Source organism: Hoyosella sp. YIM 151337, assembly GCF_026041215.1.
Taxonomy (GTDB): domain Bacteria; phylum Actinomycetota; class Actinomycetes; order Mycobacteriales; family Mycobacteriaceae; genus Hoyosella.
Genome location: NZ_JAPEIQ010000004.1, coordinates 185,653 through 196,272, shown reverse-complemented (window position 1 = coordinate 196,272; position 10,620 = coordinate 185,653). Strand labels below are relative to the sequence as shown.

10 protein-coding genes are annotated in these 10,620 nt (G+C 61.1%); all 10 read left to right on the top strand.

The genetic code is table 11. The annotated features are described in order from the left end of the window. The first annotated feature begins 145 nt into the window (after nt 1-145). The 10 genes from ONR57_RS01340 to ONR57_RS01295 all read left to right on the top strand — a co-directional run bounded on the left by ONR57_RS01340 (nt 146) and on the right by ONR57_RS01295 (nt 10,618). A complete protein-coding gene (locus tag ONR57_RS01340; protein WP_265121033.1) occupies nt 146-955 on the top strand; it encodes an ABC transporter permease in 810 nt (269 codons plus the stop codon). A gap of 3 nt (nt 956-958) precedes the next feature. Further along, nucleotides 959-1,819, top strand: a complete 861-nt coding sequence (locus tag ONR57_RS01335; RefSeq protein ID WP_265121032.1) for an ABC transporter permease — start codon at nt 959-961, stop codon at nt 1,817-1,819. Then, complete coding sequence (locus ONR57_RS01330; RefSeq protein WP_265121031.1) at nt 1,816-3,159, top strand: MCE family protein; 1,344 nt, start codon at nt 1,816-1,818, stop codon at nt 3,157-3,159. Before ONR57_RS01335 ends, ONR57_RS01330 begins: the two co-directional genes overlap by 4 nt. After that, nucleotides 3,156-4,220: an MCE family protein gene (locus tag ONR57_RS01325; RefSeq protein WP_265121030.1), complete on the top strand. Its 1,065-nt coding sequence runs from the start codon at nt 3,156-3,158 to the stop codon at nt 4,218-4,220. Before ONR57_RS01330 ends, ONR57_RS01325 begins: the two co-directional genes overlap by 4 nt. Beyond that, nucleotides 4,217-5,212 carry an MCE family protein gene (locus tag ONR57_RS01320; protein ID WP_265121029.1) on the top strand — a complete coding sequence of 332 codons (996 nt, stop codon included), beginning with the start codon at nt 4,217-4,219 and terminating at the stop codon, nt 5,210-5,212. Before ONR57_RS01325 ends, ONR57_RS01320 begins: the two co-directional genes overlap by 4 nt. Then, a complete protein-coding gene (locus tag ONR57_RS01315; protein WP_265121027.1) occupies nt 5,212-6,468 on the top strand; it encodes an MCE family protein in 1,257 nt (418 codons plus the stop codon). The genes ONR57_RS01320 and ONR57_RS01315 overlap by 1 nt, the downstream gene beginning before the upstream one ends. Then, complete coding sequence (locus tag ONR57_RS01310; RefSeq protein WP_265121026.1) at nt 6,465-7,727, top strand: MCE family protein; 1,263 nt, start codon at nt 6,465-6,467, stop codon at nt 7,725-7,727. The genes ONR57_RS01315 and ONR57_RS01310 overlap by 4 nt, the downstream gene beginning before the upstream one ends. Then, nucleotides 7,724-8,974, top strand: coding sequence for an MCE family protein (locus ONR57_RS01305; RefSeq protein ID WP_265121025.1), 1,251 nt, complete (start codon nt 7,724-7,726; stop codon nt 8,972-8,974). The genes ONR57_RS01310 and ONR57_RS01305 overlap by 4 nt, the downstream gene beginning before the upstream one ends. 213 nt (nt 8,975-9,187) lie before the next feature. Continuing rightward, nucleotides 9,188-9,877 carry a hypothetical protein gene (locus ONR57_RS01300; RefSeq protein WP_265121024.1) on the top strand — a complete coding sequence of 230 codons (690 nt, stop codon included), beginning with the start codon at nt 9,188-9,190 and terminating at the stop codon, nt 9,875-9,877. A 42-nt stretch (nt 9,878-9,919) separates the two neighbouring features. After that, complete coding sequence (locus ONR57_RS01295; RefSeq protein ID WP_265121023.1) at nt 9,920-10,618, top strand: hypothetical protein; 699 nt, start codon at nt 9,920-9,922, stop codon at nt 10,616-10,618. The last annotated feature ends 2 nt before the right edge of the window (nt 10,619-10,620 follow it).

The window sequence follows — 10,620 nt, the reverse complement described above, 5'->3', positions numbered from 1 at the left end:
CTCCGGGCATGCCGGAACGGCAGGGTGAGCTCCGGCGTCGTGAGCGGGTGCGGCATCTGCTCAGCGAGCTGCCTGAGTCCGCGCAGCGCGCCATCCGCGCCGAACTCGAAGAATACGAACAGGCGCAGCGGGCAGGCAGAAACTAATGGCACTTTCAGCAGGCGCCCTGCGGAAGAACAAGGCTGGCAAAGCGGCCGAGGGAATGCTGACCCAGGCGGGCCTCATTCTCCAGTTGCTTGTCGACGTTGTGCGAAACACCTTCCGCAAGCCATTCCAGACACGCGAGTTCATCCAGCAGGCCTGGTTCATCGCCAGCGTCACAATTTTGCCTACGGCGCTCGTTGCGATCCCGTTCGGTGCCGTTGTGTCGATGATGACCGGTGCGATCATCAGGCAACTCGGTGCTGAAGGTTTTACGGGTTCTGCAAGTTCACTGGCGGTGGTCCAGCAGATCAGTCCGATGGTCACCGCATTGCTTGTCGCGGGCGCGGCCGGCTCCGCGGTGACCGCCGATCTTGGGTCCCGCACCATCCGCGAGGAAATCGACGCGATGGAGGTGCTGGGCATCAATCCGATTCAGCGCCTCGTCGTCCCGCGCGTGCTGGCGATGGTCCTCATTGCCGCCCTTCTCAACGGCCTCGTCGCCGTCATCGGCGTCGCCGGCGGATACGTCTTCAACGTCATGATCCAGGACGGAACGCCGGGCACGTATGTCGCGGCGTTTTCGGCGCTCGCGCAACTGCCAGACCTATGGATCGGTGAGATCAAGGGCATGATCTTCGGTGTGATTGCCGGTGTGGTCGCCGCGTATAAGGGCCTGCATCCGAAGGGTGGCCCGAAGGGCGTGGGAGACGCGGTGAACGAGGGCGTGGTAATTACGTTCCTCCTGCTCTTCTTCGCCAACTTCATCCTCACGGCGGTATACATCCAGATCGTTCCTCCGAGGGGGGCTTAGCACATGACTGCCACGAGAGGCCGACTCGATGTTATGAGTCGTCGCGCGGGCAAGATCGTCCGCAAACCGGTCGGAGCCCTGGACAACCTCGGTGAACAGCTCGCGTTCTACGCGCGTGCGATCGGATGGATCCCTGCGACTATCAAGAAGTATCCGAAAGAAGTCAGTCGGCTGCTGGCTGAGGTGACCTTCGGTACCGGCGGTCTCGCTGTTATCGCCGGCACCTTCGGCGTGATCATTGCGATGTCGATGTTCACCGGCGTCGTCGTTGGTATGCAGGGCTTTGCATCACTAGACCAGATCGGCGCTTCGGTGCTGACAGGTATGCTCTCGGCCTACATCAACACCCGCGAGATCGCGCCCGTCATCGCCGCCCTTGCACTGTCCTCGACGGTCGGTTGCGGCTTCACCGCGCAGCTAGGTGCCATGCGGATCTCCGAGGAGATCGACGCCGTTGAGGTCATGGCGGTGCCGAGCCTTCCGTTCCTGGTCACAACGCGCATTGTCGCGGGCTTTATTGCGGTTATTCCGCTTTACATCGTGGGGCTGCTCTCCGCGTACTTCGCCTCGAGATCGATCAACATATATTTGAATGATCAATCGACAGGCGCGTACGACCACTATTTCAATCTCTTCTTGCCGCCGGAGGACGTGCTTTGGTCGTTCGGTAAGGTCCTGATCTTCGCGTTTGTGCTGATCATGGTGCACTGCTATTACGGCTACACAGCGAGTGGCGGCCCGGCTGGCGTGGGCGTGGCTGTCGGCTCCTCAGTTCGAACAGTGATCGTGACGATCGCGATTCTTGACTTCTTCCTCAGCCTCGCGATCTGGGGGACTACGACGACGGTGAGGGTTGCTGGATGAGTGGGAAAGCGAAACTCCGAATCTACGGTTTGGCGTTCATCGCGCTCATCGTCGCGTTCGTCTTGTTCACGACGCTGACGTTCGCAAAGGTGTTCAAGCCGGTGACTCACGCCGTGGTCAACGTCGAAACACTCGGCAACCTTTTGCAGCGTGAGGCAGACGTAAGAATCTCTGGCGTCATCGTGGGAGAGGTCCGCGGCACACGGGCGACGCCAGACGGGCGCGCGGAGATCGATATTGCGATCGATCGGGACAAAGTGGAGTACATCCCGGCCAATGTGACCGCGCAGATTCTTCCCAAGACGCTGTTCGGTGAACGCTACGTCGAACTTCTCATGCCGGAAGATCCTGGCCCGCCGATCGCTGCTGGCGCAGTTATCCCGGAAGACGATGCGGGCAGCGCCATCGACGCCTCCCGTATGTACGACGTCTTCTACGACCTCTTGACGGCCGTCCCTCCGCAGGATCTCGCCGTCACCCTCGGTTCACTGAATCAGGCTTTCAGCGGCCGTGGCGAAAAGATCGGCCGCATGGTGGAGACGTTCCAGGAGATGGCGGAGGGGATCAACACCGAGTTGCCGAATCTCGAATCGAATATTCAGGATTTCGCGACCTTCGCCGATACCTACAGTGACGCGCTGCCGGATCTCATCGATGCCCTCGATACGCTCCGGACCACTAACACGACGATCATCGAGCGCCGGTCGAGTATCGACCTAATGCTCGAAACGCTGACCCTCGCCGCTGGCGACCTCCGCTCGTTCCTCGACGTAAACGGTGACCGCATCATCAACATCGCGGCCGACTCGCGCGAGACTCTCGAGTTGCTAGCGCGATACTCGCCCGCGTACGGATGCGCCATCGGCTACTTCGCAGACGTGGAGCCGCGTATCGACCGCGCCTTCGGAGTGGGTGCCGAGGATCGCGCTCGTGGTCTGAGCGTCACAATCCAGCTCGCCAATCCCCGCGGCAAGTACCTACCAAATCAGGATGAACCCCGCATGTTCGATACTCGCGGACCAATCTGCTATCAGCCGGTACCACGGACTGAGGGCAAGTTCGGTCAGTATCCGGGCGGCGCGATCAATGACGGCGCGTACGCCCCGCCGTCGCGCAACCCGGGCCCGCAAAACCTCCAGGAACTCCCGGACCCGCTTGCCTCAGTGATGCCTGTTGGTGCAAGTGGAACCGCTTCGGATATCGCGGGAAGTCCGGCTGAGCGCGACGCGCTCGCAGTGGTCTACGGGCAAGCCAGCGGCCTCGATCCAGAAGATGTCCCCGGCTGGACAACGATGATCGGTGCGCCGGTCCTGCGGGGCGCGGAGGTGAGCTTCGAATGAGAGGTCTTGCAGCACCCCTGATTAAGCTCGGCATTTTCATCGTCACGACGGTGCTGGCGGTGAGCATGCTCGCCGTTGCGATCGCGAACTACCTTCCCACCGGTGGCAACAGCTACAAGGCCCGGTTCAACGACGTAACGTCGATGAACGTTGGTGACGAGGTCCGCATCGCGGGCGTGCGTGTCGGCAGTGTGACCGGCATGCGGGTCATCGATCGCAGCGAAGCGGAGGTTGAGTTCCGGCTTCGTCCTGGCATTGAACTTCCAGCCGACGTCAATGCTGCGATTCGGTATCGCCACCTGGCTGGACAGCGGTATGTCTTGCTGAGCGAAGGTGAGTCACAGAATGGCCAGCTCCTCGAAGCTGGCGGGACCATCCCGAACGAGCGTACGCGCGACGCTGTCAATCTCACGGTCCTGTTCAACGGATTCCGGCCGCTCTTCGAGACGTTGCAGCCTGAGGACGTGAACCGTCTCGCGGATCAGATCATCCAAATCTTCCAGGGCGAGGCCGCTACCGTCACCCAGCTTGTGGCGAACGTGGGGACACTGACCAACGCAATTGCTGACCGCGACGCCGTAATCGGTTCCGTCATCACGAACCTGAACTCCGTCCTCGAACGGGTGAACGCGCATGACGACGACATTCGCGATATGGTCTCGTCACTCGACATCCTGGTTTCCGGGCTTTCGGACGATCGGGAGACCGTCGGAAGTGCCGTAGCAACACTGGCATCAATGTCAGAGGAGCTAAACGCCCTCCTCGAGCCGGCGCGGCCGTCGATTCAGGGTAATATCTCCGCGATCGACCAGCTTGCTGGCAACTTGAATGCTGGCCGGCCACAGGTCGAATCCGCTATACAAAACCTGCCGGTCAAGCTCGAACGGATCGGTAAGACTGCGTCGTACGGCTCATGGTTCTCGATCTACCTGTGTGGCATCGACATCATTCTGGGTCCAGGAACACCTACCGGACTTAATCTGCCGACCGGAATTCCGCAGATTAATCAGCCGATTTACACCAATGCGGCGACGCGCTGCCAGCCAGGGGGTATTCAATGACGACCCACCGCAGCCCAGTGGTCACCGGATTCATCGGCCTTCTGGTTTTGATCTTTGCGACGTTGTCGGCCTTCTATCTCTCTGACGTGCCGATTTATGGTGCGTCAAACCGGTACACCGCGGAATTCAGCGAGTCCAGCGGTCTCCAGTCGGGGGATGAGGTCCGCGTCGCCGGTGTGAAGGTTGGCGATGTCACCGATGTTCGGCTCGAAGGTGACCGCGTCGTTGTCGACATGCTGGTGCAGGACACCTGGATCGGTGACCAGACGACCGCATCGATTCAGATCAAAACGCTACTCGGCCAGAAGTACGTTGATCTCAATCCACGCGGTACTGAGGGGTTAGATCCGTCCGTCCGTATTCCGCTGGAGCGCACTGTTGCTCCGTACGACGTGGTGCCGGCCTTCCAGGAAGCAGGCCGGACCCTCGGCGAGGTTGATATGCCGCAAGCGGCCGAGGCTTTCGAGACATTGTCGGACACGTTCCGCGATACTCCCGAGCACATGCGCAACGCGATCGACGGTGTCACACGGTTGTCGCAGACAATTTCAAGCCGCGACCAGGAACTCCTTGAGCTTCTCGACAAGACGCGGGATACGACCCAGATCTTTGCCGACCGGAACCAGGAGTTTCAGCGTCTCATCAGCAATGCCGGCCTCCTCCTTCAGGAGCTCAACATTCGGCGCGAAGCGATCTCTGTGCTTCTCTCCTCGACTCAGGATCTTGCTGACGAACTGACGGGTCTGGTTGCAGACAATGAACAGCAAATCGGCCCGGCGCTGCAGCAGTTGCAGGGCGTGACCGACATGCTCGTCGCCAACCAGGAAGCTGTTCAGCGGGGGGTAAACCTCATAGCACCGTTCTATCGGGTTTTCGCCGACACACTCGGCCACGGACGGTGGTTCGATATTGCAATCTTGAACATCACGCCGCCCGGACTCCCGGACGTTCCTGGTTTCCGTGATCCAATCAACACCGGGGGAGGCAACTGATGACGCGGCAGAGAGCAATCGGTGCGATTGCCGCCGGCTTAGTCCTCGTACTTCTTGCTGGCCTTGTGGTGTGGTGGTTCTTCTTCCGGCCAGGGATGCGAATCACCACCTACTTCCCGACAACGGTCGGTATCTACAGCGGTACGAACGTCCGCGTCCTCGGTATTGACGTCGGCAAAGTCACCAGCGTGACCCCGGTCGGGGATGAGGTCCGCGTGGAAATGCGGATTAATCGTGGTATCGACTTGCCAGCGGATGTGCACGCCATGCAGATGACACCGTCGCTGGTCTCCGATCGCTTCATTCAGCTGGCGCCCGCGTATACGGACGGTCCCAGGCTGGAAGGACCCGATGCAGAGATACCGCGGGAACGCACCGCCACGCCGGTGGAAGTGGACGAAATCTACGCGGCGCTAGCAGAGTTCACGGAAGCGATGGGTGATCGCGGCGCCAACGCCGACGGGGCACTCAGCGAATTCATCGACGTGACGCACGAAAATCTCGTGGGTAACGGTGAGGCGCTCGGCCGGTCCATCACCGAACTCGCGGAGGCATCAAGGACCTTCGCGAACGGCCGGGAAGACTTCTTCAGCACCGTTCGCAACCTCCAGGAACTTGCGACCGCGCTGGCAGAAAACGACGCACAAGTGCGCAACTTCAATACGCAGATGGCGACCTTTTCAGACTTCCTCGCAGGGGAGCGGGAAAACCTGGGCGGAGCAATCAATCGCTTGTCGTTTGCGCTCGACGATGTGGCGCGATTCGTGAACGACAACCGGGAAGCGCTCTCGAGCAATGTCGATGGCCTCGCGCAGATCACTGGCCGGTTGTCGCAGGAAACCGATGCAATCCGTGAGGCGCTTATTGCGCTCCCCGTCGCGATCAGTAACCTTGCGAACGCCTACGACGCTGAGTCAGGTTCGCTTGCCGCTCGGCCTAACCTCCTTGAACTGCAGGACCTGGGCGGCACACTCTGCGGCCTGATCGACCTGCAGCGGTTGTATCCAGGTGACGCACGATTCGCTGAACTAGGTCGTCAGATGGCTCCGATCATCCGCCAATGTGAAGGTCTTGCTGAGCAGTTGAACGCTGGTATTAGGAGCCCGGGAGTCGTACTACCGCTGGGCATTATGAGCAACGATCTGATTGAGCGCGGAGGGCCGGTGCCAGGAACGGTACCTGGCCAATTCGCCCCGCTCCCGCAGACCGATAACGAGCGCACCTTCACCGCACCGCATCTCGGAGGTGGACAGTGAGAAAGCACTCGGCTGTACGTAAGCGGCGGCTTGTCCGAGTGGCGGCCGCAGCCATAGGGCTCACGACGCTGGCGATGAGTGCCTCCGGCTGCTTCGTGATGCGCGACGGTATCTACACGTTCCCCTTGCCGGGTGGCCCGGACCTTGGACCGGAACCCATCACGGTTACCGCTGAATTCGATCAAGTTCCGGAAGTCTTCCCGGAGACTATGGTCAAGGTCAACGGCGTGAATGTAGGCAAGATTGATCGCGTGGATCTTAGCGACGAGGGCTGGACGGCCGTGATCACCATGCGCTTGCAGGGTGACCTGCAGCTGCCGGCAAACTCGCAAATCTCAATTCAGCAAACTGCACTGCTGGGTGAGAAGTTCCTTGCGATCGAGCCGCCACCGCCCGCCGACCGAAGCGCTGAGGTAATTGGTGAGGGCGACGTCATCCCGATCGACAACAGTCGCGTACAGATCGAGATCGAAGATATCTTCGGTGCGCTGTCGCTGCTGCTTAACGGTGGTGGCGTTGCACAGATCCAGCCGATCATCGAGGAACTTGACCGCGCGTTCGGTGGCCGCGAGCCGCAGGTGAAAGCTCTGTTGAACGACACCAACCAATTGGTCGCAAGCTTGAACAATCAGCGTGCGGAGATCCAGCGGACGTTCGACAACCTCGACGTCATGACGACACAACTGGATAATCAGCGCGATCAGATCAGCCGGATCGTCGAAGAGATTCCGCGCGGAACCCAGATATTGAGTGAACAGACGCCGCAAATTATCGAGATGCTGCGGCAACTGGATGGCATGGGCCAGGTCGGCACTCGTGTGATCGGTCAGGCCCGGGAGGACATCGTTCAGGACTTGAGAGCGTTGCGGCCGACCTTGCAGGCGCTCGCGAACACCGGCCCTGATCTGCCGAATTCAATGTCGATTCTGCCGACGTACCCGTTCTCGGACGCGGCGATCGACTCCGCCTTCGGTGGTGCGATCAATGGATGGCTCGCGGTGGATCTTTCGATCGCGGAAACACTGGAGAACCTCGGTGTCGGGCAGGGGCAGCCGCGCTATGTGCCGCCTTATGGCCAGCCTCAGCCCGTTATCGACCCGTCGAACCCGTATATCGGGACGAACGGCCCGCGGCCGGGGCCTGGTACGCAGCCCCTGCTGCCGCTCGGCAACATGATCCAGGTTGGTTTGCCGAATGCTGACGACATGCCAGGACCGATCCAGGATCTGCTGAACATGCTGGGAGATGGGCAGCCATGATTACGCGTTTCGTAAAAATCCAGCTGATTCTGTTCGTGATCGTGGCCATAGTTGGCGTCGTTTTCGTCAGCGCCAAGTATGCGCGTCTCCACACGCTCCTCGGTTTCGGTGAGTTTCCGGTGTATGTCGAGATGGAAGACACGGGCGGTATCTTCCAGTACGCGGAGGTCACGTATCGGGGCGTGCCTGCGGGTCTTGTCGGCGAACTCACGCCGATCCCAGGCGGCACACGTGTGCAACTCCTTATTCGGAACGAAGCACCGGACATCCCGGCTGACGCGCGGGCGATAGTTGCCAATCGTTCCGCGGCAGGTGAACAGTTCGTCGACTTGCAGGCCACGACAGAAGAGGGCCCCTATCTGCAGGCGGGGGACGTCATCGGGTTTGAAGACGCTTCCGCGCCGGTGCGTGTGGAATCGCTGCTCAATGGTCTGTATGACCTATCGCAGTCGATTCCGCTGGACAAGTTCCGCGAAGTGGTGGCGGAGACTGCGGAGGTCTTCCACGGCCGTGGGGAAGATCTCGGAACGATTATCGACTCGTTCGACCTCTTCGCCCAGGAAGCCAACGAGTCGATGGGGGAGACACTGCAGTTGCTTCGTGACGGCAGCGTTGTGTTGCGAACCCAGGCCGTGCAGTCCGGCGAAATCAGGTCGTTCTCGCGGGACCTCACCCTGATTACCGACCAGTTACAGCAGAGTGATCAGGACCTTCGGCGCATTATCGACACGTCGACGGACGCCGGTGCAGCAGTCTCCGCGCTGCTCGAACGCGGCGGGCCCGGGCTCACAGAGTTCCTGCGCACTACCGAACCGGTCGCGCAAGCGCTCGGCGAGCGCGGCAGATTCATTCGGCCAGTGCTCCAAGCGCTGCCTGCACTAGGTGCCGCGGCGTACACTGTCGCTCCGGGCGATGGGACGGCACACTTCGGGCTTGTCCTCGAGGTGAACAACCCGCCCGCGTGTACCGTCGGATACGAAGGCACGTACCAGCGGCTGCCCGCAGGGCCGACGGGAGACCCCCGAATCAACGGTGCCCTTACCGATTGGCAGTGGGACACGACAGTGGGTTGCCGTACGCCTCAGGGCAATCCGACCGGTGTGCGGAGCTCGAACAAGGCGATCTTCGCGGACCCGACCGTTCCCCAGCCATGGGACAACAATCCGAAGCGTGCCGGTGACCACACCGATCTCGCACCCTTCGGTCGGCAGGCATTCGAACTGCTCGAACTCGTGGGCTGGAACTGACGACCGAACCGCCCTCTCATAGGCGGCAAGTACGCCCGCGAATTGGGGTCTGGCCCGACGGCTAGACCCCAATTCGCATGCGCTCGCCGTGGGGTGCGCTCGCCGTGGGGTGCGCTGGCCGCTAGCTGAGAAAACTGTATTGGGAAAGCGCTGGACCGCAGAGTGATTAGTTCGCAAAGGTCCCCAACGGACCGCAAAGGTTATGGTGTAGCCGTGAGTGAGAAGATTGGCCAAACTGACCCCGCCTCGCCGGTGCATGGAGCTTCGGGCCGGCGGCTGGCAGTCGCGGTAGTGGTGCTCTTTGTGGTGGCACTGGCCGCGCTGCTGTGGGTGGGCTGGGCATGGTGGAAGGCGATCGATCATTCGCGAACCGCTTCAGCGCGAGACGCGCTGCTCGGTGATGCCCGCCAAGCGGCTGTATATCTGAACGCATTCGACACGAACGATCTCGAGACGACGTTCGCGAACATCGAGTCCGTCATCACAGGAGAGCAGCTTCGCGCTGAAATGGAAGAAGCGCGCGCCCAGTTGGAGACCGACTCGCCGACTGGCGGCCGGATTTCAGCGGACGTCTCAGACCTCGCGATCGTGGACTTCGAGCCAGGATCCGATGAAGCTGTTGCGGTTGCAGTAGTGCTGCGCACCACGTCGGGGCCCACTGGGCAGTCCGTGACGCAGCGCGTAATGATGCAAATGCAGCTGTTGCGGGTCGACGGTTCATGGAAAGTCGCTCAATCTGACCAGGTGGGAACCGCTGCACTCGTCGCGGAGCACGGGGGCCAGGAAGGGCTCCCTGAGCTGCCCGGTGAGCTGGCGCCCGATGGTGACGCGCCCGGCGCGGAACCGAACGGTGAAGGTCCCGCCGAGCCGGCCGAACTACAGCCAGAAGAGCCCGGAGAATAGGCCGGTCTTCCCGAGCGAGAAGTATTAAGGGAGTACATTCACATGCCTCGTCCCAGTCGCGCCAACCAGGGTCCGGGTGGGCGCAGTCGTCGCCCGAAAATTGCAGGCCACAACCGTAGTCGCGAGGTCTCAATCCCGACGGAACAGACCGGCAAGGCTGGTGCGAAACGCGCTGGCCGGCGCGGGGCCGGCATCGGCGGTGCGCAGAGCGCGAGCCGCGCTGACCTTGGACCCGCGAACACGAAGCTGCTGTCCGCGGCAATTGTGATGGGCACAATTGCCGTTGCTGCGGCGATCGTACTTGCGATCGTGTATGGCCCATCGGCGCTGCGGGCACAGCCGCAGACCGATGACCTCGCTTTTGTAGACGCCGCAGCGACCACTGCGGTCGAAAACCGCACGAAGGAAGCCTTGGCTGCCGTCTTCAGCTACGACTACCGGTCGCTCGACGAAGACTTCAATCGCGCTCTCGCGAACCTCACGGAAAACATGCAAGACGAGTACCGGCAGACAATCGACGCCACACGGCAGGCTGCCGAGCAACGGCAAGCGACCGTCGAAATGGTTGTTCAGCAGGCTGGCGTGCACGCGCTGTCAAGTGACGAAGCGGAACTTCTCGCGCTCACGCTCGTGAGCACCCAGTACGACGATGCTCCTGGTGAAACGTTCTCGGGGCCGTTGCGAGTCACGCTGAAGAAGGTTGATGGCGAGTGGCTCATCGACTCCATCGATGAGCGATGAAC